General features: G+C 41.8%; 44 protein-coding genes. 7 read left to right on the top strand and 37 right to left on the bottom strand.

Translation table 11 applies throughout. The features are described 5' to 3' along the window. Nucleotides 1–14: 14 nt before the first annotated feature. Nucleotides 15–593 carry a hypothetical protein gene (locus GWP43_RS04865; RefSeq protein ID WP_162663158.1) on the bottom strand — a complete coding sequence of 193 codons (579 nt, stop codon included), beginning with the start codon at nucleotides 591–593 and terminating at the stop codon, nucleotides 15–17. A 223-nt stretch (nucleotides 594–816) separates the two neighbouring features. Between GWP43_RS04865 and GWP43_RS14540 the strand changes: the two genes are divergently transcribed. Continuing rightward, nucleotides 817–1,176: a hypothetical protein gene (locus tag GWP43_RS14540; protein WP_230978039.1), complete on the top strand. Its 360-nt coding sequence runs from the start codon at nucleotides 817–819 to the stop codon at nucleotides 1,174–1,176. Nucleotides 1,177–1,287: 111 nt separating this feature from the next. Here the strand turns inward: GWP43_RS14540 and GWP43_RS14535 are convergent, their stop codons facing one another. From GWP43_RS14535 to GWP43_RS04820, 9 genes are all read right to left on the bottom strand, one after another. Next, nucleotides 1,288–1,638, bottom strand: coding sequence for a hypothetical protein (locus GWP43_RS14535; RefSeq protein WP_230978038.1), 351 nt, complete (start codon nucleotides 1,636–1,638; stop codon nucleotides 1,288–1,290). A gap of 23 nt (nucleotides 1,639–1,661) precedes the next feature. Beyond that, complete coding sequence (locus GWP43_RS04855; RefSeq protein WP_162663156.1) at nucleotides 1,662–2,030, bottom strand: hypothetical protein; 369 nt, start codon at nucleotides 2,028–2,030, stop codon at nucleotides 1,662–1,664. Nucleotides 2,031–2,042: 12 nt separating this feature from the next. Continuing rightward, the gene (locus GWP43_RS04850) at nucleotides 2,043–2,438 is read right to left on the bottom strand and encodes a hypothetical protein (protein ID WP_162663154.1); all 396 of its coding nucleotides are present in this window, start codon (nucleotides 2,436–2,438) and stop codon (nucleotides 2,043–2,045) included. Then, on the bottom strand, nucleotides 2,435–2,827 hold the full coding sequence (locus GWP43_RS04845; RefSeq protein WP_162663152.1) for a phage head-tail adapter protein: 393 nt from the start codon (nucleotides 2,825–2,827) through the stop codon (nucleotides 2,435–2,437). Before GWP43_RS04845 ends, GWP43_RS04850 begins: the two co-directional genes overlap by 4 nt. Then, on the bottom strand, nucleotides 2,821–3,198 hold the full coding sequence (locus tag GWP43_RS04840) for a hypothetical protein (RefSeq protein ID WP_162663150.1): 378 nt from the start codon (nucleotides 3,196–3,198) through the stop codon (nucleotides 2,821–2,823). Before GWP43_RS04840 ends, GWP43_RS04845 begins: the two co-directional genes overlap by 7 nt. Before the next feature lie 17 nt (nucleotides 3,199–3,215). Further along, nucleotides 3,216–3,560: a hypothetical protein gene (locus tag GWP43_RS04835; protein ID WP_162663149.1), complete on the bottom strand. Its 345-nt coding sequence runs from the start codon at nucleotides 3,558–3,560 to the stop codon at nucleotides 3,216–3,218. Between the two features lie 67 nt (nucleotides 3,561–3,627). Beyond that, the gene (locus GWP43_RS04830) at nucleotides 3,628–4,692 is read right to left on the bottom strand and encodes a hypothetical protein (RefSeq protein WP_162663147.1); all 1,065 of its coding nucleotides are present in this window, start codon (nucleotides 4,690–4,692) and stop codon (nucleotides 3,628–3,630) included. 37 nt (nucleotides 4,693–4,729) lie between these two features. Continuing rightward, a complete protein-coding gene (locus tag GWP43_RS04825; RefSeq protein WP_162663145.1) occupies nucleotides 4,730–5,080 on the bottom strand; it encodes a DUF2190 family protein in 351 nt (116 codons plus the stop codon). A 15-nt stretch (nucleotides 5,081–5,095) separates the two neighbouring features. Further along, complete coding sequence (locus GWP43_RS04820; protein WP_162663143.1) at nucleotides 5,096–6,460, bottom strand: hypothetical protein; 1,365 nt, start codon at nucleotides 6,458–6,460, stop codon at nucleotides 5,096–5,098. 183 nt (nucleotides 6,461–6,643) lie between these two features. On the opposite strand from GWP43_RS04820, the gene GWP43_RS04815 reads away from it, so the two are divergent. The 5 genes from GWP43_RS04815 to GWP43_RS04795 all read left to right on the top strand — a co-directional run bounded on the left by GWP43_RS04815 (nucleotide 6,644) and on the right by GWP43_RS04795 (nucleotide 9,489). Continuing rightward, complete coding sequence (locus GWP43_RS04815) at nucleotides 6,644–7,423, top strand: hypothetical protein (RefSeq protein ID WP_162663141.1); 780 nt, start codon at nucleotides 6,644–6,646, stop codon at nucleotides 7,421–7,423. A 56-nt stretch (nucleotides 7,424–7,479) separates the two neighbouring features. Next, nucleotides 7,480–7,923, top strand: coding sequence for a M15 family metallopeptidase (locus tag GWP43_RS04810; protein ID WP_162663139.1), 444 nt, complete (start codon nucleotides 7,480–7,482; stop codon nucleotides 7,921–7,923). Nucleotides 7,924–7,940: 17 nt separating this feature from the next. Then, nucleotides 7,941–8,303, top strand: coding sequence for a hypothetical protein (locus GWP43_RS04805; RefSeq protein WP_162663137.1), 363 nt, complete (start codon nucleotides 7,941–7,943; stop codon nucleotides 8,301–8,303). After that, nucleotides 8,304–8,678 carry a hypothetical protein gene (locus GWP43_RS04800; RefSeq protein ID WP_162663135.1) on the top strand — a complete coding sequence of 125 codons (375 nt, stop codon included), beginning with the start codon at nucleotides 8,304–8,306 and terminating at the stop codon, nucleotides 8,676–8,678. A gap of 310 nt (nucleotides 8,679–8,988) precedes the next feature. Continuing rightward, entirely contained in the window at nucleotides 8,989–9,489 is a 501-nt protein-coding gene (locus GWP43_RS04795; protein ID WP_162663133.1) for a hypothetical protein, read from the top strand. 65 nt (nucleotides 9,490–9,554) lie between these two features. Here the strand turns inward: GWP43_RS04795 and GWP43_RS04790 are convergent, their stop codons facing one another. The 7 genes from GWP43_RS04790 to GWP43_RS04760 are packed head-to-tail and all read right to left on the bottom strand — an operon-like array spanning nucleotide 9,555 to nucleotide 15,469. Next, nucleotides 9,555–9,785: a hypothetical protein gene (locus GWP43_RS04790; protein ID WP_162663131.1), complete on the bottom strand. Its 231-nt coding sequence runs from the start codon at nucleotides 9,783–9,785 to the stop codon at nucleotides 9,555–9,557. Then, nucleotides 9,782–9,994 (bottom strand): polymorphic toxin type 50 domain-containing protein, encoded by a 213-nt coding sequence (locus GWP43_RS04785; RefSeq protein WP_162663129.1) that lies wholly within the window; start codon nucleotides 9,992–9,994, stop codon nucleotides 9,782–9,784. Before GWP43_RS04785 ends, GWP43_RS04790 begins: the two co-directional genes overlap by 4 nt. A 60-nt stretch (nucleotides 9,995–10,054) precedes the next feature. Continuing rightward, nucleotides 10,055–10,303, bottom strand: a complete 249-nt coding sequence (locus tag GWP43_RS04780) for a hypothetical protein (protein ID WP_162663128.1) — start codon at nucleotides 10,301–10,303, stop codon at nucleotides 10,055–10,057. A 3-nt stretch (nucleotides 10,304–10,306) separates the two neighbouring features. Continuing rightward, nucleotides 10,307–11,911, bottom strand: coding sequence for a hypothetical protein (locus GWP43_RS04775; protein ID WP_162663126.1), 1,605 nt, complete (start codon nucleotides 11,909–11,911; stop codon nucleotides 10,307–10,309). After that, nucleotides 11,912–13,423 carry a hypothetical protein gene (locus GWP43_RS04770; protein WP_162663124.1) on the bottom strand — a complete coding sequence of 504 codons (1,512 nt, stop codon included), beginning with the start codon at nucleotides 13,421–13,423 and terminating at the stop codon, nucleotides 11,912–11,914. A 1-nt stretch (nucleotide 13,424) separates the two neighbouring features. Beyond that, complete coding sequence (locus GWP43_RS04765; RefSeq protein WP_162663122.1) at nucleotides 13,425–14,927, bottom strand: terminase large subunit domain-containing protein; 1,503 nt, start codon at nucleotides 14,925–14,927, stop codon at nucleotides 13,425–13,427. Then, entirely contained in the window at nucleotides 14,924–15,469 is a 546-nt protein-coding gene (locus GWP43_RS04760) for a hypothetical protein (RefSeq protein WP_162663120.1), read from the bottom strand. Before GWP43_RS04760 ends, GWP43_RS04765 begins: the two co-directional genes overlap by 4 nt. A gap of 95 nt (nucleotides 15,470–15,564) precedes the next feature. On the opposite strand from GWP43_RS04760, the gene GWP43_RS04755 reads away from it, so the two are divergent. Continuing rightward, nucleotides 15,565–15,996, top strand: coding sequence for a hypothetical protein (locus GWP43_RS04755; RefSeq protein ID WP_162663118.1), 432 nt, complete (start codon nucleotides 15,565–15,567; stop codon nucleotides 15,994–15,996). Here the strand turns inward: GWP43_RS04755 and GWP43_RS04750 are convergent. From GWP43_RS04750 to GWP43_RS04655, 20 genes are all read right to left on the bottom strand, one after another. Continuing rightward, a complete protein-coding gene (locus tag GWP43_RS04750; protein WP_162663116.1) occupies nucleotides 15,965–17,362 on the bottom strand; it encodes a ParB N-terminal domain-containing protein in 1,398 nt (465 codons plus the stop codon). The genes GWP43_RS04755 and GWP43_RS04750 overlap by 32 nt on opposite strands. After that, complete coding sequence (locus GWP43_RS04745; RefSeq protein ID WP_162663115.1) at nucleotides 17,359–17,919, bottom strand: ParB N-terminal domain-containing protein; 561 nt, start codon at nucleotides 17,917–17,919, stop codon at nucleotides 17,359–17,361. Before GWP43_RS04745 ends, GWP43_RS04750 begins: the two co-directional genes overlap by 4 nt. 122 nt (nucleotides 17,920–18,041) lie before the next feature. After that, nucleotides 18,042–18,416, bottom strand: a complete 375-nt coding sequence (locus GWP43_RS04740) for a helix-turn-helix domain-containing protein (protein WP_162663113.1) — start codon at nucleotides 18,414–18,416, stop codon at nucleotides 18,042–18,044. Between the two features lie 30 nt (nucleotides 18,417–18,446). Then, on the bottom strand, nucleotides 18,447–18,842 hold the full coding sequence (locus GWP43_RS04735; protein WP_162663111.1) for a type II toxin-antitoxin system HicB family antitoxin: 396 nt from the start codon (nucleotides 18,840–18,842) through the stop codon (nucleotides 18,447–18,449). Beyond that, nucleotides 18,839–19,027, bottom strand: coding sequence for a type II toxin-antitoxin system HicA family toxin (locus GWP43_RS04730; protein WP_162663109.1), 189 nt, complete (start codon nucleotides 19,025–19,027; stop codon nucleotides 18,839–18,841). Before GWP43_RS04730 ends, GWP43_RS04735 begins: the two co-directional genes overlap by 4 nt. Before the next feature lie 53 nt (nucleotides 19,028–19,080). Beyond that, nucleotides 19,081–19,425 (bottom strand): DUF1064 domain-containing protein, encoded by a 345-nt coding sequence (locus tag GWP43_RS04725; protein ID WP_162663107.1) that lies wholly within the window; start codon nucleotides 19,423–19,425, stop codon nucleotides 19,081–19,083. A gap of 2 nt (nucleotides 19,426–19,427) precedes the next feature. After that, nucleotides 19,428–19,649, bottom strand: coding sequence for a hypothetical protein (locus tag GWP43_RS04720; RefSeq protein ID WP_162663105.1), 222 nt, complete (start codon nucleotides 19,647–19,649; stop codon nucleotides 19,428–19,430). Next, entirely contained in the window at nucleotides 19,646–19,921 is a 276-nt protein-coding gene (locus GWP43_RS04715; protein ID WP_162663103.1) for an HNH endonuclease, read from the bottom strand. Before GWP43_RS04715 ends, GWP43_RS04720 begins: the two co-directional genes overlap by 4 nt. A gap of 6 nt (nucleotides 19,922–19,927) precedes the next feature. Further along, nucleotides 19,928–20,074, bottom strand: a complete 147-nt coding sequence (locus GWP43_RS04710; protein ID WP_162663101.1) for a hypothetical protein — start codon at nucleotides 20,072–20,074, stop codon at nucleotides 19,928–19,930. Nucleotides 20,075–20,077: 3 nt separating this feature from the next. Then, nucleotides 20,078–20,740, bottom strand: a complete 663-nt coding sequence (locus tag GWP43_RS04705; protein ID WP_162663099.1) for a phage antirepressor KilAC domain-containing protein — start codon at nucleotides 20,738–20,740, stop codon at nucleotides 20,078–20,080. Nucleotides 20,741–20,807: 67 nt separating this feature from the next. After that, nucleotides 20,808–21,143 (bottom strand): hypothetical protein, encoded by a 336-nt coding sequence (locus GWP43_RS04700; RefSeq protein WP_162663097.1) that lies wholly within the window; start codon nucleotides 21,141–21,143, stop codon nucleotides 20,808–20,810. 52 nt (nucleotides 21,144–21,195) lie between these two features. Continuing rightward, nucleotides 21,196–21,684: a hypothetical protein gene (locus tag GWP43_RS04695; protein ID WP_162663095.1), complete on the bottom strand. Its 489-nt coding sequence runs from the start codon at nucleotides 21,682–21,684 to the stop codon at nucleotides 21,196–21,198. After that, nucleotides 21,681–22,298, bottom strand: a complete 618-nt coding sequence (locus GWP43_RS04690; RefSeq protein WP_162663093.1) for a master DNA invertase Mpi family serine-type recombinase — start codon at nucleotides 22,296–22,298, stop codon at nucleotides 21,681–21,683. Before GWP43_RS04690 ends, GWP43_RS04695 begins: the two co-directional genes overlap by 4 nt. 4 nt (nucleotides 22,299–22,302) lie before the next feature. Continuing rightward, nucleotides 22,303–22,632 (bottom strand): helix-turn-helix domain-containing protein, encoded by a 330-nt coding sequence (locus GWP43_RS04685; RefSeq protein ID WP_162663091.1) that lies wholly within the window; start codon nucleotides 22,630–22,632, stop codon nucleotides 22,303–22,305. A gap of 24 nt (nucleotides 22,633–22,656) precedes the next feature. After that, the gene (locus GWP43_RS04680) at nucleotides 22,657–22,971 is read right to left on the bottom strand and encodes a single-stranded DNA-binding protein (protein ID WP_162663089.1); all 315 of its coding nucleotides are present in this window, start codon (nucleotides 22,969–22,971) and stop codon (nucleotides 22,657–22,659) included. Beyond that, the gene (locus GWP43_RS04675; protein WP_162663087.1) at nucleotides 22,964–23,335 is read right to left on the bottom strand and encodes an HNH endonuclease; all 372 of its coding nucleotides are present in this window, start codon (nucleotides 23,333–23,335) and stop codon (nucleotides 22,964–22,966) included. The genes GWP43_RS04680 and GWP43_RS04675 overlap by 8 nt, the downstream gene beginning before the upstream one ends. Nucleotides 23,336–23,696: 361 nt before the next feature. Continuing rightward, on the bottom strand, nucleotides 23,697–23,966 hold the full coding sequence (locus GWP43_RS04670) for a hypothetical protein (protein WP_162663085.1): 270 nt from the start codon (nucleotides 23,964–23,966) through the stop codon (nucleotides 23,697–23,699). Between the two features lie 3 nt (nucleotides 23,967–23,969). Continuing rightward, nucleotides 23,970–24,440, bottom strand: a complete 471-nt coding sequence (locus GWP43_RS04665; RefSeq protein ID WP_162663083.1) for a hypothetical protein — start codon at nucleotides 24,438–24,440, stop codon at nucleotides 23,970–23,972. A gap of 3 nt (nucleotides 24,441–24,443) precedes the next feature. Beyond that, entirely contained in the window at nucleotides 24,444–24,728 is a 285-nt protein-coding gene (locus tag GWP43_RS04660; protein ID WP_162663081.1) for a hypothetical protein, read from the bottom strand. Beyond that, entirely contained in the window at nucleotides 24,725–25,054 is a 330-nt protein-coding gene (locus GWP43_RS04655; RefSeq protein ID WP_162663079.1) for a hypothetical protein, read from the bottom strand. Before GWP43_RS04655 ends, GWP43_RS04660 begins: the two co-directional genes overlap by 4 nt. Nucleotides 25,055–25,070 lie beyond the last annotated feature (16 nt).

The following is a 25,070-nucleotide window of genomic DNA, read 5'->3' as shown; positions in this document are numbered from 1 at the left end:
GGCTTCAAAATCGTTTAAGCCTTTAATGTAGCTGCTGGGCTTGCATTTGTAGTATTTTGCGATTCTTCCGAAGCGGGCAAATTGAACGCGACCAAATTTTTTTTTACGTCCTTCTCCCAATCAGTTAAGTACAAAAGGAAAAGGTCGTTTAAAAAATCTTTTGGGATAACGTCGTTAAAGGCGCTTCCACTGATACCGCGTATTTTCAAAATTGCGTCGTAACATTCCTGATATGTCGGAGTAACCATGCTTTTTTTTGCAAGCTCTACAAGGAATTCATCTTCTTCCTCTTTCATCTTTTTAAAGTCAACCTCTGATACTGCCTCTTTTGCTCCCGCTGCTTCGGCGATACCGTCAATAAATTTGTACAGGATGTTCGGAAAACTCCCGCAGGTTAAAAGCTCTTGAAAATTTGTTTTGTGAATAAGGAATTTTTGTTTTGTGCCGTTCCATAAAAGCTCTACCCAATCGCAAGTTGCGATTGCAAGCCGTTCCGCTTCATTTTCCGGTGCCTTTATAGCCTCCGCGATCGCCGCTTCGATTCCATGTTCTCTGCGTTTTTTGTTAAAAAAAGATTTTATTTTTTCAAACATAGTTATCTCCTTGCCGCTTTAATAGGAAAGCTCCGCCCGCTTATTTCTTTTTCAAGACGGGCGGATAATCTTTTTAGCCTTGTACGTATTGCGTGTAGTCGGCAAGCGAAATTTCTTTGATGAATTTCAAGGGTAAATTACTGCGCTTGTTTTCCCCGCCGGAGCCTTGCAGTTCGACAGCGCCAAAAGCATCTTCACTTGCTTCGCTTCCTGTCGGCGTTGTTTGGCACGAAGGGAAGATAACCGCCTTAACGCGGGCGTAACTGCCTTTTGTGTTTTGCCCCTTTTCGTACTGCTCTACGAAGTAACGGAAGGTGACAAGCGGCGGGCTTCCGGCATTATCAATATACAGCTCTCCCGTTTCCTCGTTATACGTGTTGCCGGTAACAAGGGCAAAAAACTTATTTGGGAGGCTTGCAAAAGAAGCGGTAATATTGACGCCCTTTATTTTATCCGCTTCTTTTATTGTACAGCGGATCCCGTGTCCACTTGTTGCGTCAACCGTTTTACCGCTTTCTTTGTCAAAATCGTCTTTGAAGCTCTTCGCTTCTTTTGTCGAAACATAGCCGACAATACCGAGTAATTCGGCGAGCTTTCCTTGAAATCCAATCGGGGCAAAAAAAACGGTAAGTCTCCCGCATTCTCTGTCGTGATTTTAAGATACTCCGCATCGTAATCGGTACCGATGACCGTCTTAGCCGCCTTGAGCTTTATCCCTTTCGGCTTGAGCGCAGTAAAGGCAGTATTGAAGTCTTTTACCATGTCTGCAACGGAAACGGCTTTTTTTATCCGCAGCAGTCGAGGCAAAGGTAAAGGTTTCCGTTTTGGTGCCGTACAGAACAGTCAGCTTTAAATCGTCTGTTGTCCAGCCGTCAATGTTGAACGGCCCTATTTTACCGACGAGTCCACCTCGGTGCTTTCTCACCTCACCGGTTTGCGGATTGGTATCTTCCCAATCGTTAGGAGACGGCCAGCTTTTATCAGCATTCAGATGCGCCGCTTGCATTATCCCGATTGAATACCCGTATTCGTTTTTCTTTTCCATAAGTCTTTTAACCTCCATTTTATCTACATAAAATCTCCGCCGAAAACGGGGATTTTAAAATTGAGCTGTTTTGAAATTGCGCCAAGTGAATCCTCTATCAAATCACTTGAGCAATCAACGTATTGCACTAAAAAAACACCGCCGCTCCTGATTCGTTTTAGATGCTTTCCGTCCAATGCAGTAATAACTTTTTCACAAGCGGTATCAAGCAGTTCAAAATCCCCAGCGGGGACATAGACGCTCACTGTAACCATATTCCAGCTTCCCAGCCGCGTTTTAATACCGTGTTCAAATTGCAGAATAAGAAACGGCTTTTTTGCTGTCTTTTCTACATTACCGATGTAATACACCGGATAAAGTTTTACCAGTTCCGCATACAGTGCACTCCGCATGGTTTCCTTTCCTTATTGCCGTTTGAGCGCTTGTCCACATGCTTTTTCGATACCGTCAAAAAACATACCGGCATGGGCGTTCCGTGTTGGCTTTAAGATTCCGTACTTTTCTCCGAACGTTACGCCGCCTGATACTTCTTTCGTTCCATTTTCAAGCCAATAGCCATATTCTTTACCGGTCTTACCGTACATATCCTGATAAATCCCTGCCGATATTGCTTGCGACGAACGAGAAGCAACACCGCGTAATCCCTTGCGGGCATCCCCCGTTCGGTCAGTCCATACGCGGTTTTCTTTCGCATACCGCTCCATGCTGGCAGCGGTTTCGCAGGCAACCATCTCGCAATCATTCAGCATCTCTTTGGTGATGCTTTCTAACCGCTCAAAAACCGCTTCCAGCCCTCTCATTCGACGGCCTCCCGTATCTCTTTTGCTCTGCCTGACATCTTGTAGGCATTCTCCGGCGCATACCCGCCAATAGTGATCTTTCGGATAAAAACGACTTCATACCGGCTGCCTTGAAAATCGAATAAGTCGCCCGCCTGAATATCCGCATCGTGGAATGCGGTGATATTGACGATATGCGTTTTTAACAATCCTTCTTGCAAAAGTCGGTCGGTTTCGCTATGTGAGATTTCTGCAATCCGAACCCGCTGCATTTCCGTTCGCTTTTCTACTTCCCTTACATTGCCGTATTCATTTTTCTCTCTTTCGCGGCGAATAAATGAAAGAAGAGACGGATTGACCGCAATAATACTTTCCGTGTCTTTCCGTAATTGTTTGACGACATTTACCATAGAGCCGCCTCATTATCATCTTTTTTACAGCAGATTAAAAACGAAGCGCTGGTGTTTTTCCGCTCCGCTTCCCATGCCTCTTTATACCCTTGCGCAGTTTTAAGGCAGAGATTCACATAATCGGCGGCGGTGTATTTTTCTATTGCTTCACCGCCTGCACTAATGCTTTTTATATCGCCTCCATCTTTTTGAATAATGCCCGCTTTTTGCGTCCATAAAAGGTAGAGCGCATGATTTTCACTTTCTGCCGCTTGTAATGTGATTGTTAAGTCGATGGTAGAAAAATGCGTGTCCGCTTCGCTGCCTCCATCCGGTATCGCTTCGTTAAGCAGGGTGCGGATTCTTTGTATCAATGCTTCGGTGATGATCATGCGCTGCTATCTCCCTTCTAGGTTTGCGGGTTTGTTTGCGATTGCGCTTTCTTTGCGCTTTCAATCGCCTGCAAAATATCAATATCACCTGCCGCTTCTTTCAAGTCGTGTAACTCTTTTTCCGCCGCTTCAAGCGTTTTGATCTTTGCTTTTAATTCGCCCACCTTCGGCTTTTCAGCGCCGCTTTCGTTTTCTTCCGGCGCTTTAAACGGCGTTTCAAAAGTTCCCGCAAGCGCAGGATTGAGTTCTTCCCATGCATCTCCTTCAACTGCGTAGCCGTTCGTTACATCGCCTGCCTCATGCTCAACATACCAGCCGTTAGCGGTTTTCATTATGCGTAAGGTAATGTTTTCACTTCCCATATTATCTCCTCGATCTGTCATTAAAGAGAGAGACGAAACAAACCGTGCATCTCTCTCTTTAAAAGCCTTATGCGAGCTTTACCTTATGCACAGCATCTGCAACACCGGCAACCGCGCAACGGGTAAAGGTTTCAACAACATCCAATTCAGAAAGAGTGAGAATGTTACCCCGCTGTTCAAGGTGTGTTAAATCTTCTTTTACAAGCGCCTTAAACGACTGCTTCGGAACGATTAAATACACTTCGTTATCAGCCGGAGCTTTAAACTCGTATTTAATTCCGCCGACTTCACCCGTCCAGCCGTCATAACTTAAAACACTCTGAATCTGCGCAAGCTGCCCCAGCTGTGTACCTTTTTGCAGTAAGCCTTTGATTGCCGCCTCTACATCCATCGCCGTTGCAGAGTTACAAAGGGCTATAGTCGGACGAATCCGATAGCCGCTTGCATTGGTACGCTTGAGGGCATCTTTAAGCCCTTTCCGCAGTGTAAGCCACACATTCTCAAGGTCGGTACTGCCGGTTGTTACCTTATTGGTAACGGCATCTCCGGTATACGAATGCGTAATAATCGGCGACAGGTGCAGATGGTCAAGAATGGCATTATGCGCAATACCGAGTGCTTTTGACGCTTGCGGCAATTTCCAAAATTCATTGAAGTTTACCCAGCCTCGTGAGATGGAATAACCGGCTGCGAATGTCTTAAAATCAACCGTTTCGAGCTTACCGAATTTGAAATCAGCCATCGGCACACTTTCCCCATCGTTGGTAACACCGAATGCAGCGCGCATTCCGATAAGCTCCATCACTTTGATTGTGCGGGGAAAATCGGCATTTTTAATCTCTTCGTAAATGAAGGAATAAAGGGCAGGATGCTCCGCCATACCGAGCGATACGTCAAGAACAGCTTGCTTTGCAAACTTATGCAAATCCTCTGCGCTCATCATTTCCCCTGACGGTAAGCCGACCGCCCGTGTAAGCATTTCCCGCGTAAAGATTTCAGTGCGCGTACCGGCGCCGGTATCCTTTATTGTCATCTCACCGGCAGGCACATTCGGCGCACGGTATTGCAACGACATCTGTTTTTTCTCCGTAGCATTTTTCATACGGATTGTTTCATGTGATACAAATTCCATTGTTTTTTTTCTCCTCATCGTTATGTACGGTCTGCTTTTATGCGTGAAGCGAAAAAAGCACCGCACCCCCAATCGTCCCCCAGTAGTAGCCGACGAGCTTATTACCTGATGCGGTTTTTGTAAGCTTGCCGTCCGAAGCGCCGAGATACACCTTTTCGCCGATTTTCGGCAAATTGGCGCTATCATAGCTTTCCGTTGTCCATTCCCGCTGCGTATCAAAAGACACCGTTACTTGATTGCCCGTTTCTTTTTGCAGCACAACCCCCGCGCGGTCGCCGACAAAGACAATACCGTGATTATCGAGCGTCTGCGCTCCTCCCGCAGGAATTGTTACATCTGCGATTGCAACCGTTTTATTAACTGATAAAAGTCTGTGCTCTCCAGTCATATCACACCCCCTCGTTTAGATTTCGTATACTTCCGGTTCACTTTTTGCACCCGCACCGGCCATCTGACCAACCGGAGCGGTTGCGGTTTTTCCTTGTACGAGCTTTTGAATGTCCGCATCATTCATTACGCGGTCCATTTCGCCGGCAATCTGCTCTTTACTCATACCAGTTTCAAAATGACAGAATTTATCCACCAACACTGCCATTTCACCTGTGGGTTTACCGTCTTTGGTTAAGCCCTTTTCAGCCTTGACCGCATCGACCATTTCACCAAACGCTTTCTTTGCCGCCTCCGCTTTTTCTTCTTCCTTCGCTTTTTTCGCAAAGTTGATAGCATCGGTAAGCGCCATTTCTCCGGCAGCTTTTTTGAGTTCGGCAAGTTCACTTGAAGCCGCTTCCAAGCCTTTTAGCTTTTGAGCATCTTCCAGTTTTACCCCCATTTCCCCTGCAACGGCTTGCGCAGACAAAAGCCCTGTTTTTGTTCTCCGTGCGATTTCTGCCGTAAGCTCGTCATTTGCTATACTTGCAAGTTCCATTTCTTCCTCCTGAAGTTTATATTCAACAACGCGGCGCACCTTTTGAGCCGCCCCGAATATAACCGTATTATTTTGTATGCTGTACGGAATTTTATACAGCTGATTTTTATATTCACCAATGACATAATCATCATAAAAATCTTCCGTAAAAACATAATCTGCATATTTCTCTCGCAAGGCATCACGGATTTTTCTTTCCTGCTCATTAAAGCTCACACCCTCCATCTGCCCGATTGCGCTTTCGTTATGTTGCCCTTCGCTAAGCGGCGGCACAAAATCAACAGAGCGCAAGGCATAATCAACAACCGTCTTTTTCCTTTCATCCGCATACGTCGGTATTCCCCAGATAGAGACTGCGTTAATCTGCTTATTTTTCAGCCACCGCCGTATTTTCTCCGCGTGTTCTCCCTTATCAGGAATAATGCGGTAATAGACTTTCCCCGCCTCTTTATCGAGTAATGCGCCGATAACCGTTCCGTATATCTCACGTCCTTCATAAAAGAATGCTTCTTGCGATTGATGCCCATAGCCGGAAGGAATAAAAACCGTACTGGTCAAAATCGTTTCGACAATGTGTTCATACGCAGCATCGAGATATTCAACGCCGCTTTTGCTTTTTCGATATTCAACGGCAAAAATACAATCGAGCGGATCGGCATCCCCTTTGAGCGCTGCAATCATTTCAGGTGTTGCAAGCGGATTTAAGCGGATGTGGCTCATTATTGTCTTTGCTTCCACTTCGGAAAGCATTTCACCCACAGCCTCAATCGATACAAACGGAGTTTGCGCAGGATCAGTAAAAAGCGGTTTTTGCGTATATGTGTTTTTTCCAGACTTCCCCATGTCATTACCTCTTTTTGTGGTACGGTTTGTATTGTAAATAATTGGGGGTGCGTAACACAAATTTTACGCGTAAAGAGAATAAAAATATTTTAAGGAACATGATTTTTATCCCTGCTGATTTGCGTTACGTACTGCGTTTCTTCTATGCTGGTGTTACAAAATGATTCAACAAGGCAGCGTTTTATGGCTATAGAGAAATTACCTACCAGTGTGTTAGTCCTCGGCATTGCGGCAATCGTGTTTATTGCCGTCCTTATTTTTCTGCTACTGAACAAGCTTCTTAAAAAAGGCATACAGCTAGGAGCCGGGGATAAAAAAATTATCGTTGGAGACATTGAAAAAAATGTTGATGATAAATTGGAGCTATTCAAAACGGATATAGAGAAAAAAGGAAAAGACCGGCTGCACGATGAAGAATGCCGAAAAAAACTATTCAGACAATCTGGGGAGATTGACGAAAAAACAAAGGCAGACGAACGGCGGATAGTTCGCCGGATTAACGGCACAATCAAAGAAATCTTTTTACCCTTCGTAAAATGCGAGATGCCGATGCTCTCTTGTGTTGAGTTGGTAAAAGACGTGCTGCAGGAGCGTGTAGACTATAACTGTATGCGGGAGCGGCTGACAGCAACAGAGCGTAAAGGCTATATTGCTGACATTCTCTATTTTATCGAACAAGACTATAAAGCCTTTTTACATAAACTTCCCGCCGTACCATGCGGCACGGAACAGTATCCTTCATGGGAAGCAATCGCCCCGCAGATAGAACGCATCGTCAATGAGTGGGCGGATGAAATGATACGGATTATCGCTCGGCGCATCAAAGAAAAAATCGCAATGTACAAGGCTGAACAATCGGCATTCCTTTTACCGGAGTATAAAGAAATCTGTATTGATTATCCTATCAAAAAGAATATCGGGTACCTGAAGGCATTATGTATAGAGCAGGATGTATATGCATGACACTGGAGCAGTTTGTAGAAAAATACAACGACTAACAGATTTTAGGAGGTTTAACGATGGGAGTGATACGGGATATTGACCGGCTTAAGCCGGAGCTGGCAAAGCGGACGCGTGCTTTTTTAGCAGAACTGAAAAAGCGTGGTATAGAGGTAATCGTCCTTGAAACAGATCGGACGGTTGATACGCAGGCGGCCTATTATGCGCAAGGTCGCAAGCCGCTTGAAGAGGTGAACGCCTTGCGTAAAAAAGCAGGCTTGTACCTTTTAACCGAAGCGGAAAATAAGCGCATCGTAACAAAGACGACGCAGTCGAGGCATTTCGGCGGAAACGCCGTTGATATTGCGCCGGTAAAAGACGGCCGCGTCTGGTGGAATGCACCGGAGCAAGTCTGGAAAGAAATCGGCGCTATCGGTGAAGAATGCGGGCTTGATTGGTGCGCAGGCGGATACGGACAAGTGTGGGGTAAGGGCTGGGACAATCCCCACTTTGAACTTATGTAAGGAATAGCGGTGTATAAATGAAATTATTGTTATTACAAACATTAAATCAACTGATTTTTTATATCTTTTTTCCATTCACAATAGCAGGACTCATTTTAGAATTTAGTTTAATACCCTTTATTTGTTTTGAAGATAAACTTGATTCTTTTTATCGTGATGAATATTGGAAAGTCAAAAAGAACAAACAAAAACGAATATTCTTATTTTTATTATGGGGATTTAAAAATATGATAGCTTTGATTTTCTTTCCGATTACTCTTATAGAATTTATTCTAATGCATCTGTCTCAGCCTTTTATGGATTTTCAAGATACCATTGAATGTCGTTGCTGTATTGAAGTACGAAAACAATGGGAAGAAAAACAAAAAAAGGAGCGGTAAATGAATGAAAAGAATGTTTTTATTGTTTGTAGTATCTGTTTTTTGTTGCTTGCTCTTTCCGGCTGTTGCACAAGAGCGGCTGTATACGGTAACGGAGACGGAGCTTATCAGGTTAGAGAGCATATCGGAGAACTTGAAGATAAGCAGACAGAATCTGCTATTACAGGCGAGCAACTTAACGGAACGCTTGAGGGCGCAAGAGAGCAAAGCGAAGAGCTTAACCGAGAAATTGCAGACGGCCGAAAGTACAGCGAACATCTTACGCAGTCAATTACAGACGGAGCGAGCGAGCTTGAAAGCCTTGCGGCAATCTTACAACACATACGAAAAAGAGGCGTCCGAAACAATAGCGAAACAGCAGGCAATAATCAATAAACAAAAAGATAAACTCCATCGGCGGATGATTGCCGTTATAATACTTTCGGCAATACTAACAATACTACTTTTTACAATAGGCGTAAAATACTTTTTAAAATACAAGTTCAGCCTTTTTCGTCCTCCCTAGAGGCTGATAGAAAAATAGCAGTTACCGAATAATCCTCGACAACTGCTATACGGTTTTATGTTGCAATAAGGACTTTGAACTACAACGTACAAACGATATGCCCTTACCCTTAAAAATCAAAGTTCCTTATTTTGGATGTAAGGGCATACTTTTTCCCAATACTATTAAGGAATAACATAAATGACTTTTGACAAGCGCATCATCGGGGCATTACGGGAATGCAAAAACAAAGAGCAGACGGAAGATACCTTTAATCGGTTTAGGATTACTGATATCACAGAAAAGCAGCGGTACTTGACCTATGCGATGTATGCGCCGTCTTATTTTTTTAGCCCCTCAGCGCCTCCAACAGATGAGCAGTTGTATGAATTTACGCTCTGCCATTTTATCAATGGCTATTGGCGGCTTACTCCCTTCTATGAAAAGTTAGGATTGGTAAAAAAGCCGTTAAGTGAAGCTGATAACCGGATTCTTAAAGAACTCAATACCTGCACTTCCCGGCAAGACATTGATATAGTTTTTGACGAGGAAGGAATACACGACTACCGTGAACGCTGTAACGTACTCCGGCGTTGTATGCGCGTACAAGAGATACTCGGAGATGCTGGCATTTCCTCTGAAAAAGATGATTACGAGTTTGACTGTGCTGTCTTTTTGGATGGTTCTTTGCGGGATTGGTAGGGGCTATTTACCTGTTGCTGATTCAGTCGTTGCAAAATACGCAACAACTCATGTTGGTGTTGTTCTTATCCTTCTACAACCTCGATGCTCTCTATTTCGTCTAAAAAGGCTCCGGCTAATTGCCCATTTGCAAGCTTTATATCAATATCTGCTATTTCTGGTTCGTTGTTGACCGCCCATGTAAAACCGTATACGGTTCCTTCTATAACAGTCTTATCATGGAGAACAGCTTTAATAGTATGCGCTTTTTTGCATATATTATAGAGTTCCGTTTCCGTTTTTGGGTAAAATATCATTTTTCATCCTCCGGTACTAGACTAAACGGCACTAAGTGAACGCCTGTTTTACTATAATGGATTTTAGCTTTATTTGTTTCTTTTACTTCGCCGCTGTCTTGATTAACATCGAATCCTTTGAGCCTATCATCTTGTATAATTTCTGTAAGGTTTCTTTTTGTAAGTCGTATTTCGCCTTTCCCCGCCTTTTCATCGATAATCGTTTGCAAGGTTTCAAGGTCGTTTTTGACGTAGCAAGTATTTTACTGTGTTTTTCATGCTGGAAGCTATTACCACATTAAATTTAAGCAATGAGCCACAGATCCAACGCAGCCTTCTGTTAAAACTTTATAGCTTGGAACATATTGGTCTTTATTTTTATAGTGTTCAATATCTGCATCATATCTTGTTTTCACTTCATCTTGAAAATCTTCCCTTAAAAAGGCTTCTTTAACTTCTTTATCGCTGTATCCATAATCTTTGAAAATTTTTTTTACTAATTCTAAGTATTCATTAAAAGTTACTGTTTTCTCATCCATAATTTACCCCTCTTGCTTTTTCAAAAAGCTATCTCTGTATTTCATTGCATCATCATAATCGTCAAAATGTTTAATTTTCTTTTTTAATTTTTCCCAATCCGTTGTTGTTTTATTTCCTGTATATTTATAAAATACAATATCTTCTTTCTTATAACCTGTTACATTTTTCTTCCAATCCGGTGGAGCATACTCTTCATTGAATGTAACATATGCAACAGGTTCAAATCCGTTCTTTGTATAAAAGCCGTGATTGCCTGCATAGCTATCTAGCTTTACCCCGCCGTTATCGACGGCATAACGAATTAAATCGGAGCCTTTTGTGCCTTTATCGTTTGAGTTCTTGCATACGCTGATAATATCTCCATCAGGTTTTATTGCAACGCAAGAGCCGCCTTTTGAGGCGAACAGCTTGACATTATTATACTCTTCTTTTGTGTGAGCATCAACGCGCCAAGCGTCCATTTGCGGTACTTGCGTTTTAGCGGTTTTGATAATTTCTGCAAATTCTTCTGGAGTTTTCGTTTCAATCTTGCTTGCAACTTTTTTATATCGTTTTTCTTCTGCCCGTCTCTGGTACGCTTCATGCCGTTGCTCTTTCAGTTTCTCTTTTTGCGCTTCGGTTAATTCTTCCAAATTGGTAAATGCGGAGGTATTTTGCAGCCGCGTTTTGATTGCTTCCCAATTTTCAGGCGGCTTATTGGCAACGTCTCCGCGCTCTATATCCTTTGCGATAACCGGCGCTAAGGTGCAAAGACAGCAGATATGCGGCTTTCCAGGAGCAGCATCGACGGGATAAATCCCCGCGCCCAGTCCGTGGTCATTGGCATACGCCATCGTGTCGCAAATATCGTGATAGCCGGGCAGCCGGTTATTCGATAAAAGCCATTTAACCGCTTTTACTGCAGGATTTTCTTTAAAGCCTTCAATCGTTGCCTGCCAATACACTTCGGATAATTCATTGCGGATAAGCCGTAAGGCTTCATAGTTTAAGTTCTTCGGAACCCGCCCGCCCATACGTTCGTACATATTCGGGTATTTTTCTGCAAATGTTTTTGAGCCTTCTTTGACATACTGCTGTAATGCCTTTGCAACTTCGACACAGTCGGTATTGATACCACTTGAAATGATTTCTTGTATCTTGTCATAGTTGTTATCGGATACATCCCATATCCGGTCGGAAAGGACAAATTCTTTATGCTTGAATATCCGCTGCTTGCGCATGGTGCTTTCTGCGATTATCTCCGCTTCACGGAGCGCGTCTTTTTCAATCAGCCGGAATTTGAGTAAGCCTTTTTCTTTGTAATACCGTTTTGTCTGCTCACCGACAAAAAGCCCCGCATACGCTGCGCGGGTTAATCCTTCCTGCGTAATACGTTCAAGCTCGGAAGCAAAAAAGACTTTTTCCTCTGCTATGTGCCCTGCCAGTTCTTGAGTAATGCCGGTAAAAACGCCCCTCTTACCGATCCGCTCCCGTATGCGGTTAATGCTTTCCTGTAACGCTGCTTTTATCTCTGTTTCGGCGGTCAGTAATGTCTTACGCCTGCCTTGTAATGCCGTGCGGATAAAACTTTGCAGCTCTTCCGGCAAGCCCGATAAATCAAAGTCCATTTACGCGCTCTTAAAGAGATCTTCAATCGCGGCTTCGGCCTCTATATCCCCGCTGCGGATCCTATCCTGCAATGCTTCAAGCCGGATTTTGAGCTTGAGCCATTCGGTAGCGGCCTCCTTTTCCGTTTCATAGTCTGCAGGGATTGCCATAAAGGTTTTAAGGGTATTGAAAGCGCTTTTTGGAGAGACCAAGCCCATTGTCATGGCCTTATCCATTGCGCCGACAAAGGTGCTAAGAGCGTTCATCATTGCAACATCATCTTTTGCCGTCAGCTCCTGCCAGCGGACGATTGGATTATCGGCTCCTCCGTCCCCAGCAAATTCATCGCGTCCTGCAAGCGCAATGCGGGCTGCTTTGAACACATCGGCAAGCCAATAGTAAAACTCGTTATATTCACCTTGCCGTCCTTCTACCTTCTTTGCCCATACGGGAGACTGCTCGGCAACGCTCGCATTGGTTGACTGCATCGCTGTACCATATAGATATTCAGGCATCGTAAGCTCAACGATAATCCAGTGTAAGAGTTTAAGAAGCGAAACAGCGCTTTCTACATTATTGGCTTGTCCGACATACCGTATATCGCTTGCCGCATCTTCACCGTCCATAATAGCCGCCTTAAATTGCGTCATATCAACCGCTTCTTTCCCTTCTGCGATATGTCCGATTTTCTCATCCGTGAGCCCAAATGAGTATTTGAGAAATTGCGCAACGTTTTTCACCTTTACCAATAAGCGCGGCTCAAGAATATTGTCGATATGCCGTCCAACTTTCCGCAAGGTCGCGTCATACCGGCGGATAAACGGAACCGCCGGAGCAATTTCAGGGATTCCATCTTTTAAGAATGTTTGCTTGTTGTTATAAAGGCAAAATACCGGTACAAACGGGAAGGCAGTACGGTTGACTATTTGCTTCTGCTGATACCCTGCAGGAAGATCGCCGTCAATGTCGATCGTTTCCTTGCCCGCCTCAAGGGTGATGCGGATAACCGCTTTACGGTCTACGCCTCTCTCTTTCCATTTTTCTACTGTTTCAGTTACAAAGCGCGTATAGCCGCCGGTAAGGTCTTTGATACAATCATCTTCAACAACAAGCTCAAGCGGTATCTGCTTTATGCGGATTTCACTTCGTCCTGTTGCAGTCTGCTCTAATCTTATCCAGACATAATGCTTACCGTCTATCATCGTCTGCTTGTAAATATTGAATAGCAGCGTCTTGTTTCTCGTTAAAAATGCTTGTATCGATTTTGAAAACGTATCGCTTTCCGCTTGAATATCAGGTAAGCCGATAAACCAGCAAAAGGTATCGATATAGAGCTTGGTACAATAGTTACCCAGCGCATAGTCAAGGTAGCCGCTCTGATGCGACGGCGCCGATGAATACAGGGAGCGGGATAGCACATAGTCCGTTTTTACGCTGCTAAATGCTTCAGCTGCATCCCGTTTTGTAATGCCACTATCTAAGAATAAACCGGATATACTCCGGTTCCGCATAAAAAAATCTGAAAGTTTCATGTTATACTCCGCCTCCCAGAACATTAAACAATGCTCTTTTTGCCGCATCTTCGTGCGCTAAGTCTTTTAAATCGGGTTTTAAATAATTGATTGCATGAACAAATGCGTCCATACGGTCAGGACTATCGTCTCCCGGCTGCCAGTTACATAACTCATCTTCAAGCATATCCAGCGGATCGGTTCCGTGTTCCGCGTTATAGGAAAGCGGGTTCCGGTAGAAGTGAATGCGGCCCTGTTCGCAAAGGGTAGATGAGTTAAGCGCCCGCGCCAGTTTTGAATGCACTGCTCGCACACGCTGAATACACTGCGTTACCCCTGCATTGATAAGCGTACTTTCTACCATGTCGCCGCCTTGATTGTCTTCGATGACAACCGTATCGGCTTTCTGCATTTCTGCCATAGCTTTTACCGTTAAGCCCCATTGATGGGGTGTTCCGATAAGCGACGCATCCGCTAACACGTAGTAGTGGCTTTCAGTTTTGTGCTGAATAGCAGCGGCGCTGATAAGCCGTTCGGGCGCCGCTCCCTCTAATACCGTAATAATGCCGGTATGGTTTGAATCTGCCGTATGGCTTGCCGCAGGATCGACGCTCACGATAATACGGTAGCGGTTTGCAACAAGCGGCAAAACGTCAACCTTGTTGTTTTCTATCCAGTCTTTTTTAAACAGGGCATTGGGGTTATCGTCGAGGATTTGTGCATAGAGTTCCTGCTGCCCTAAACGGGTACCTTCGTACTTTGAAACAATTGTGCTGATAAATGCCGGAGAAAGGTTTGACTTATTCTCGTAGGTGCTGCCGATGGTTACATGTACGCAGGGCTTTCCATCGCTGTTTGTCAGTCCTTCAAGACGCTTGGTAAATGCTGTCGGCTTCGGGGTACTCGTTACCACACATAAGGGATTACTCCCTAGGCGTAAACCAAGAAGAAGGTTATCAAAGGTTTCTTCCGGATATTGCCATTTGTGTATTTCATCGCACCACAGCCAATCAGACTGCGCACCTCTGGATTTCTCCGGCTCTGAACCGTAGAAAATACTGATAACTGCACCGTTACTGAAAAAAACTCTTTTTATCGACGGCTTATACACCATACCGAGATCTGGCGGGCAATAGCGGGCAAGTCCCGACTCTCCGTTAATCATAATATCGCGCACCTCTTCTGCTGTCGCTCCGCATAATGAGAGATGTTTGTACTTGTCCGTTCTCACCGCTTCGATGATCGCTTGCCCTGCTGTCCGTGTCTTACCCCAGCCGCGTCCGCAGCGGAGGCACCAGATGTATTTTTCTCCGGTTATCCAGTCTCTGGGCGGCAGCTGATCATCGCGCGCCCAAAACCCCCAATCGAACGGCAGCGCGTCAAGCTCTGCGGGGGTAAGCGCATTGATAAACGCTTCTTGCGCTTCCTTATTACTTCTGAGCATATCAGCGGTAAGCGTCCTGTCATCAATACACTTCCAGCCGGTCTTTATCAGTGTTGGTGGGGATACCGGTTCGATTTTCATGCGTTATCCTTTTGCGGGTTATTTATTCCCTGACTTTCTCTGTCTTGCGCCAGCGGTGCTTCTTGTTCTTTCGACGGCGCACTATTACCGATAAGAGTGAGCTTGTCGGAAATTGCCTTTTTCTTGAGCGAAAGGCTTAACTCCATATCTTCCTGTGTGCCGACAAAAATAGAGAGCTTATCAAGCCCTAATAGTTCGCATTCTTTATTGATAGCGCCGAGGTATGCGTTCATATTTTGTGATTTTATTGCCATTTCTTTCACCGCTGCTAATTCTTCCAGTTTTTTTCCTAATTCATATTGCTGATCTATTTCCGCTGCTTTTTTCCTTCGACGCTTTACTTCTAAAATATCTTTTTTTGCTGTTCCCACTGTAATGCCGAGTTCATCCGCTATTTTTTCTGCAAACAGTTCAATATTCATGCTCTTTACCGGGTTTAATCTGTCTGCATACGCAATCTTAGCAAGATGTTCTTCCCGTTCTTTTTTTGTGCGAGGCGGTTTTCGTTTTGTATGTAAATCGTTTACTATTTCTTTCGACATAGGGGGCTTATACCTTTTTTATGATTTTTTACCTTCGTACATTGATAAAACTTATCAAAAATGATACAATATGCTTACTAAGGATGGTAGAGAATATGGTAAAAATCAAAACACTCACAGTTACAAGCAAGTTCAGGTATCTGTGGCTCAAGTACATAACCGGCATCAGTCTTTCAGTACATTGTGCCGGATGTTTTAAAGGTGTGTACTCAAAGCAAGTATCACCGACAGTTACTAACCTTGAAAATGCAGAATTAAACGAATGTGCAACGGACATTTTTTACCTCTGCGGAGTTGCGAGTCCCTATAATTGGAGTAAAAACTTTCATCTTGCATTTGAGCAAAGTGAAGGGGATGTAATTGACTACGCAAGCAATGGTATTCACGTTGTTATTGAAAATGCAAAACAATTGCCAATATCGCAAGAAGATATTGATACTTCGCTTAAAAATGCGGATAAAAAAGAATATTATACCTGTAGAAATTGGCAATTCGCTAATTATTTGAGGAAGCATAATATTTTTTAAGAACCTCCCATACCTCTTTATTTCTTTGATATGAGTTTCCGTTCGGTAATGGAAGATCAAACTCAAAATCAATAGCCGCTTTTGCTTCGCTTTCTGTAAGCTTCCTTTTTCGCTTTAATATCGCTGCCCAGCATCCGGAAGAGTATTTATGCTCAAAAAGCAACATTTCTAATCCAGCTTTCTCACATGATTTTTGAAATGTTTCTTTTGTATGAAAATGTTGATAAAACCATTGCCCCTGTCGGTATAACCCCGGAAAATTATCTTTATCCAAAAAATAGAAATTTCGTTTGGTGTGAGTAGAAGCTTTTTCATTTACTTTAGACAAGATAGTTTCAACCCGCCTGCCACTGATAAATATTTTTCCGTTTGCTACAATGTTTAACACCCGTAATACGGCAATTTCAGCATCCATACTGTCAACAGAGTTCATAACACTGTCGCAAACTACAATGTCAAATAATCCGTTATCTTTGATGAACGCTATAAATTCGTCAATTTGCCTATGTCCCAAACCGACATTGATACTCTTTACATTATGATTATAAAACTCAACGCCGCGAATATTATATTTTCTCTCTTTTAAAAGTTTGACATAGCCGCCTTTTCCACAGCCGAAATCGAGAATGCTTGCATTAGGATGTTTTACTATGTATGGAATAACATAGTTTTCATATAGAACGCTTTTATTTTCTTTTACGATGTTTTTATATTCTTTTCCATTCGGATTACGGTACATTTGCGCGAGTCCCTGTACAAACGTCCGTTTTTCAAGCTTTTCGTATGAATATTCTCCGTAGCTTTTTGAGAAAAAGTATTCAACATCCTTTTGCTTTTCTTTCGGAACAAAAAAGATATTTGCCTTATACCCTAACAATTGGCATGACTTAATGTAATCGGCACCATCGTATATAATACCATTACAGATAACCGCAGAAAAAATATTACCGTACCGCAGCATTAAGTTACAAATTTCTTTTACATAAAACGGTTTGCTTGTTTGAATTGAAAAGTCTTGCGCATTTATTGTCAAAAATTCATTTTCTCGTACCTCGGCCCCAGTGTATTTGTTGTCTTTTGTAAAAACCCTGTCGGTTCCGTTGTGCATCTGGTTAAAAAATATCTCATCAGCTATTCCTATATCATCACACATAAAGCACGGAACACGATCAACCCCAATTGCGGCAGCCGCTTTTGTTCTTTGGTGCCCAGCAATAATAGTCATGTTCTTTTTGTTTACCAAAATAGGAATAATAATACCAAGTGTTTGAAGGCTATTTTTCAATTCTTCAAAGTTATCATCCTGAATAAGACGGGGATTATATGCCGCCGGTCGTAAATCTTTAATCGTAATCGTTTCAATCATTTGAGTAAGCTCCTTATAAAACCGAAAACAACGCCGTTCTCGCCGATATAATCATCAATTTGCTTATTTAATGCATTGTATTCTTCTTCCGTAAGCGGTATCTTCCGTTTACCACCGCCTTGCTTCGCCTTTTTCTTTACCTCAAGTCCGTTCTCGTTTATATCCATTTCAGCAAAACTGTAATCGTCAACATTACCGATATTAAAATCGAAACCCTCCAGCATGTCGGCAATGTCTTCGTTCCATTCTAATCCCAGCTTATCAAAATCCCATTGGGAGTATTCGGATGTTTTATTATCGATGAGGCGGAATGCTTTTATTTCATCTTCGGTAAGATCATCAGCATAAAGACAGGGTATATCGATAATACCAAGTTTCTCAGCGGCTTTTACCCGCGTATGTCCGCACACAATGACATTGTTTTTATCCAAAATAACAGGATTCTTAAAACCAAACAGTCGAATACTTTCGGCAACTTTTTCTACTGCTCTCTCGTTTTTACGCGGATTATTCTCATACGGTTTTATTGCTTGTATGTTGATGATTTCCAGTCTCATGCTTATATCCTTTTATGGAAATAGACTATCATAAAAAGGATGCGTAACACAAAAAAGGCTGCTTATCAATTCTGATAAACAGCCTTTCATAATTGAGAATTAAGATAAAAGATAGATGGGCGCTATACTTCCAACAAATCCGTGTAATTGCAATTTAAAACTTTTGCAAGCTTTTGTGCAACACGTAAGCCTATTACCCGCCGGTTTGCTTCCATTGCTGAAATATTGGTATGGCTTATACCTGTAAGTTTTGCCAATTCAGTAATAGAAAGTCCTGCACGAACTCTATAACCAGCCACCTTATCACCTGGTGCTATTTTTGATTTTAGGTTTTTATATAATTTTATATCTTCCCTTTTTTCAAGCTCATCATCGGTTTCTTCAATATTTCTGATATGGGCTTGCGGATAGTGTTGTAATACTAAATCCTTAACGAGTTGGACACCTGTTCCTTTTATGCTAATATCAATTTGATATTTTTGTTCTAATGCCTGCATAATCTCATTTTTACTATTTTTAACACAAAATTACAATGCTATCTGCAACCGTTGTTTTAATGCGCTTTGTAATTCTTGTGAAAAATTGATGTTTGCATTTTCCGCCGCTTCCGCAAGCCAAGCAGGCAGCGTTACATTTTTACGGATCGCTTTGTTTTCAGCCATAGCCCGATATCGAGTTGTATCAGCTCTGATTATTGAGAGTATATCATTTTTTTTGTGTGTTATTTGCTGTTGCGGTGTCGCTTTGGCAATTTCAAATTGTTCATCTTCTGCCACACATAACCATGCTGCCATCGCATCTTCGATTTGCTCTATGGCATCTTGTAAATCTCTACCGGTCGTTATACAGCCTTTAAGATCAGGAACACGCGCATACACAGTACCATCTTTTTCTGTAAAAATTGCAGTATAAGCATATTTCATTTTTTCGCTCCTTGTTCAATTTCTTTTTGAATGTACCGCAAGTCATTTTTGTTGAAACTGTGCCGTTTTAAAGGAATAGAGCATTTTAATTCAGCATTGCAATAAATATCGTGATTTCCGCCGTGCCGTTTAAAAACATATCCAGCTTTTTCCAATTCTTTTATAGCTTGCATTCGTTCATTCATACTAATATTATACTTATTTTATGCGCATATTGTCAAGTGTTTCTAATCTTTTCTCACACTTTATTTTCAAAAAAGCAAATATCAGGATATTTGTAGAATAGCAGTTTTTTCTTGAGTTTGTATACTTCAGTCTTTACGCCTTTTACATCTTCGTATACGGTTTTGCCGTTTTTGACGTATTTGAAGTCAGCTTTGTAGTAAACCGCCCTGCCGCCTTTTTCGGTTTTCGGAATAAGTAAGAATTTCGGCTGTAGCTCAAGGCTTGCTATTACGCCGGATTTTTCAAGCATTTTCAACTCACGATATCGATTCATCTCTGCCATACTGTCAAACGTGATGCCGTCGGCTGTTCGGCGTTCTTTGCTTACAACATTGTATTTGTGCGGTTTACGAAACATTTTTATCTTCCAACCCAGTAGTATTTATTGTCGATTTCTCTGTCGTATCCTATAGGCGCATTACGCAGCATATATAATGCCAAATGGAATTGTTTTGTACTGATTTTCAATTCTGCTCGAATATTTTCACTTGTAAGACCATCGGGCACAGCTGTTTTTAAAAGATTGACAATACGCACTGTATCGGTTTTCATACTGTTTAGACATCCCTTTGTTCTGCTCATTCTTTTATCTCCCTTTTAATCGCTTCGATAAGCTGCTGCTTTTCTATCGAACTATTACCAATCAATACCGCTGCGTTACAGCGTAATGAGCACGTTGCCCGTACATTAAACGGGTGGTCAATAACGGATAATCCGTATTGTTTTATATTGCTCTTTGTCTTTGGTATTCGATGCGCAAGCTGTCCCGTGTTCCAGTCTATTTTTTTGCCGCATACAGCGCATCTCCAACCAGCCCGATTAAACACATAGAGGCGAGTTTCTTTTATTGTCATTATTGCTTATCCATGATTTATTAAGTGTGTTATATGACCTTTTAAAAGCGGTCTATCCGAACGTTCAGCATGGATAAGACCTGTCTTTTCTACCGCCGAATCCGTTTGTTTTCCTTTGCCTTTTTCTGTTTTGCTTTCTGTTGTTTTATTCATCTTTTATGCCGCCTTTTTGTACTTACCGAGAAAGTATTGTTTGCCGGCAACAGTGATAAGCGTCTGTATACCGCTCTTTTGTCCGTGCTGCCATTCTTTCATTTCAAAATAGCCTTTCTGTACATATTCAGCGTAAGGGCATAACTGATTGTGTTTATCACGATATAAAAACCGGTCAAGCTGTAACTGTTTAATAAACTGCTTTTCAGAAAAGCCCAATTCTTTTGCAGTAGTGCGGATGTTGGTAGAGTTCCCCCGCTCAATGAGCGTATCGTAATACTCCACTTTTGGTTTTGCTTCGGCATTCTTAATTTTCAGCTGTTCGTTTTCCGCTTCCAGTTCCGCAATCATTTCATTCTGTAATTGCATTGCTTGACGGATTAAAAGCTGTTTTTCAAGGTTGGTTTTTGGTAATGCTGACGGCACGATTATATCATTACGGCCGCTTGTTTCTATTTTTTTCTTAATCAATGTTACTTCCGCTTCGGTAATGGAAGTCTGTATTCCGTTTTTCACCTCGACAACGTTGTCGAGGCTCTCTCGAATAGCTTTTAAATGCCGCTGTACAGTACGTTCCGTTACTCCTAAAACAACTGCGACTTCTTTTACCGTCATTGTTTTTTCTGCTGCCGACTTTTCATTTTCAAAAAGGGACACTGTATTCATTTGTTTAGCCTCTCGTTAAAAAAAACGCCCCGCCGGAAAAGGAGACGAAACCCGACGGGGCAGTAAATTATGTTAGTGTTTTTTCAGTCGAGATCTTTCGGCGGTTTAAAATAACTGTTAGGTAGATGTACAAACCCAATGCAATAAAACCGAAAGTTGCTACTAAAACTGAACCTTCAAACGGTATAAATCCTGTTATGATGAATGTTACGATACTTATTGCCAAAGGTATTAATGCCGCTTTGTTCTGACGTTTTATGCAGTCATAGACTGCAACACCCCCTCCGGCTAATATAGCCGCCGCCCCTATACAGTCAATAGAAGGAACGTGTCCATACTGCATAAACAGCACACCAAACAGAATAAGTCCCAAAATGGTTATAAAAATAAGTTTAGTTTTCATGTCTAAACCTCCTCATATTTCTATTGTTACTGTTATAGGTGCGTAACGCAAATCAGTTTAATACAATCCCGTTTTCAGCAGCGATTAAATACGCCGCTTCTATCAACAGGCTTTCTTCAACCGTTGTGCAATCCGCCTCACTTTGTGGAAACGGTTCATTCAATAACGCGTTCCATACCGGTTCCCCATCGTCTCCGCGCATTGTAGGATAGCCCAGTTCATTCATTGCTTTCTGCTTTATGACATACTTTACCATTTCAAAATCATTACCCGTATCGTTGGCAATGGCGCGAATCATACCGTGCAGCTTAGTATTTTGTGAATTTTTTCCCGTGGTGCGTTTTTTGTACTTGTCGGATAACAGCAGTTCAATAAGCGGATAATGAAAGGGGCGTTTGTTTTTTTTCATGTTTCGCTTATACAGCTCCCTGCGATGCTGAATATAAAAATCCATCTGCTTTTTATCAATCTCACCGGGCAGCCGTACCGTCAATTCGTTGCCCTGCCATCGGACAATTTCTACGCTTGCGTCTGTTTTCATGTGATTGCCTCATCCGGTTGATCATTTTGTATTTTCAAGAAACGATATAGTGTTGTTCTATCAACATGTAATTCTTTTGCGATACTTGCTCTTGTACATCCGGCAGATAATTTGATGCGTATATAGTTTTCTTTTCCTGACAATTTTGTATAAGAATTATGCGAACCTTTTATTCGCCCAATCTGCTTACCCTCAGCTCTAACGCGCGCAAGCGCTTCCTTCGTCCTCTGACTAATTAAATTACGCTCTATTTCGGCACTTAATCCAAAAGCAAAGGCTAAGACCTTGCTTTGTATGTCATCCCCAAGACGATAATTGTCTTTAATCGTCCATACTTTGCACTCTTTATTCATGCAGATATTTAAGATTTCCATAATCATAAACAAATTACGTCCAAGGCGTGAAAGCTCTGCACAGATGATTAAATCATCTTTTTTGATTACTTTTAAAAGCTCTCCCAGTTTACGCTTGTTGTAGTTTTTGCTGCCGCTGATAGTTTCTTCAATCCATCCATCTATTTGTAGTTTCTCACGCTTACAAAAATTAGTAATTTCAAATTTTTGATTTTTCAGTGTTTGCTTATCGGTGCTTACTCTAATATATCCGTATGTCATAGCGTTATCCGTGATTGATTAAATGCGTAACATACCCACGCCCCAAAAGCAGCCGGTCGGAATGTTTGCACGTTACCGAACCTGTTTGTTTTTGAGGCGATTGTGCTTCTTTTTGTTTCTTTTCTGCTTCTTCACAGGCAAGCCGATATATTTCATTTCTATCTAATCCATATAGTTCACAGAGTTTAGATAAACTATAGCGTTTTAATGGCAATACTCTACCTGTTTCTATTTGAGAGAGATGCAATGCAGAACACCCTATTTTACAAGCGACATCGTATAAGGTTAAACGGCGTTTATGCCATTCAAGATAAAACATATCTCCGATATTCATTTATTTGCCATCCTTTTTCCTAAGTTATATTCTTACTATCGGTCTAAACTCAATACTATGCGCTATTACTGTAGCCTTGCTATCTGTTGCATTTTGTTTCAACCGTCCGATAATTTTAACAGAGTCTCCTTTCATGCAATATTTATCGCATATTTCTGCGACTCGCGCCCATGCCTCAACCGTCATCTCTATCGTATCTTCTTGTGGAGTATCCATCTCTTGAAAAGTACATTTTGAAATTAGCGTGAAAATACAAATCGGTGTACCTTTTTTAGAAGTGGTGATAACAGGATTACTTCCAACTATTCCTTCAATAAGCAATGAATTTAAGTTATTCATATTGCTTCCCTTTGTATTTTTCAAACCAGAAAATAACATCATTTCCAGTCTCTTTTACCAGCCCAAAATCGGCGGCAAGTTTATAGTTATAATCCCTCTCCTTTAGAATTTCGACTTGGTGTTTAATTGCTTCCCTAAACTTATCAAGAGTTAATGTATGCTTATGCAAATTGCACCGTTGACAGGATGGAAAAAGATTGTCCTTTACATCCTCTCCGGCTATTGCAGGTTTTTCATCCAAGCCTCTAAAAATCGGCTTTACGTGGTCTACGCAAAATCTATCGGATAGCAGTTTTCCGCAATAGGCACACCGGCCGTCAAACATAGTACGGATTTCTTCCCGTTCTTTTTTAGTGAGTTTCATTTAATGCCACCTAATAGAAATATGTGTTATAATCCATATAATAATATCAACCAACTTCCATATAGCGAGTGGTACTAATGCAAATGCTATCAATGCCATTGTTACAAATTGATCAAATATATTTTTCATATAAAAACCTCCTCTTTATTTTAGTAGCCGTGCAAGGTTTTTCTTTTGCACGACGTTTGTAAATTTTTCAAGTTCTGCGATAAGCTCTAAGATTTTTTCTTTCTGCCGCCCATGCCTACCCCTTCGGAATTTCGGATTTATGAAATGCATTTTGAGCGGATAAAACATTGTATGTCATACCCTTATAGTCATGCTCGATGCGGATTTTTAGGATGTTTTTAGATTTATTTGTTCATTTTAAAATATCCTTCAATCCTTTCTTACTGTTTGGTTTTTTGACAAGATGTTTTTGCAACGCATCAAAGCAACAACAGCAAAGATAGTAAGACATATCTCTTTCTCCCCAGGTATCACCTAAAAAATCCCGATACCTGTATGTTGTTTTTAATTCTTGGCAGCGTTTTATTTTTAGATCTGCGCTAGAGCCTATCTTATCACCGCAGGAATCGCAGTAATATATTTGCTCTTCTATGGGCATCATTCTTGTTTCTGTTTTAATCATTTTTTACTCCTCCACCAATTCCCCGCAGGGGCTGCCGTCGTCGGCAAAAACATAATGTTCCAACAGAAAAGAAAAAGGCTCCCAGTATTCGTGGCCAATAATAGTAAATTTTTTTGATTTTAAAGCTCCAATTAAAAAATATCCTTGGGTTGTTTTTGATTTTATCCACCCGCCGTGTTTCCTTATTGCCTCCATCGCTTTTTCAATGCTTTCAAACGGCTTGTACTTAGGTTCGGCGGGCGGTTCGATGAGATAGGCGTAATTATATGTATAAAATCCATCAGAAAACTGAATATCGCCGTAGTCTTCGACGCATCCGTATAGGCCGGTGAATTTTCGTACAACATCTACCGTGTCTCCTGTTTCTACTTCCTCGCGCAAAGCCTTTACCGTATCAGCAAAAACACACTTACTCCCAATCGGTAACTCATCCGCATTAAGCACGGTGTATACTCTCGATTTGTCAAATTCCATTGTTTATTCCTCCTCGCTTTTGTAAAAATCTTCGTTACAACGAGCGAACGCCCCTTGTCCGTCAGCTTTTATTGGAAGATCTCCTTCACATTCAGCCAGCCCTAGAACTTCCGTATATTCACGGTCTGCAAAGCAAGAATCAAAGATCTCATCAGCGGAACATTCAAATATTTTATAGGCATCTTCAATGTTCCTTGCCCATACTTCAATTTCCTCTGTATAGATCAGTTTTTTGATATACGCCGAATACCGCTTAAACCCTTTTGCTTTCATTTCTTCGATTGTCATTGTTTTACCTCCGTAACATTAGTGATATGTATGGCATACACCGGTTTATCTATGTGTAAATCCGTATCTCTACCGTCTACAACCTCAATTTTTGTAATCCACGCTTCTAGCCTTTCTTTTGTGTAGCCTAAGCGAAAAATACAGGGGGCAGGAAAATTATCAAAGATATGTGGCTTCTTATCAAAATCCCAATGATGTTCCCCATATTTTAAAACAGTGAGGGAAATCCTTCGCGTCCAATACGGTTTTATTTCCCGATACTCTATTGTTTTCTCGCCGCTTTTGATTTTTTCATACCATTCTTTTTTCAGTGGAAAAGTTAGCATTTTATTTTTTCTCCTC

This window comes from Treponema vincentii, from assembly GCF_010365865.1.
Taxonomy (GTDB): domain Bacteria; phylum Spirochaetota; class Spirochaetia; order Treponematales; family Treponemataceae; genus Treponema.
The sequence above is the reverse complement of the archived record's forward strand: the minus strand, read 5'-3'. Positions and strand labels throughout refer to the sequence as shown.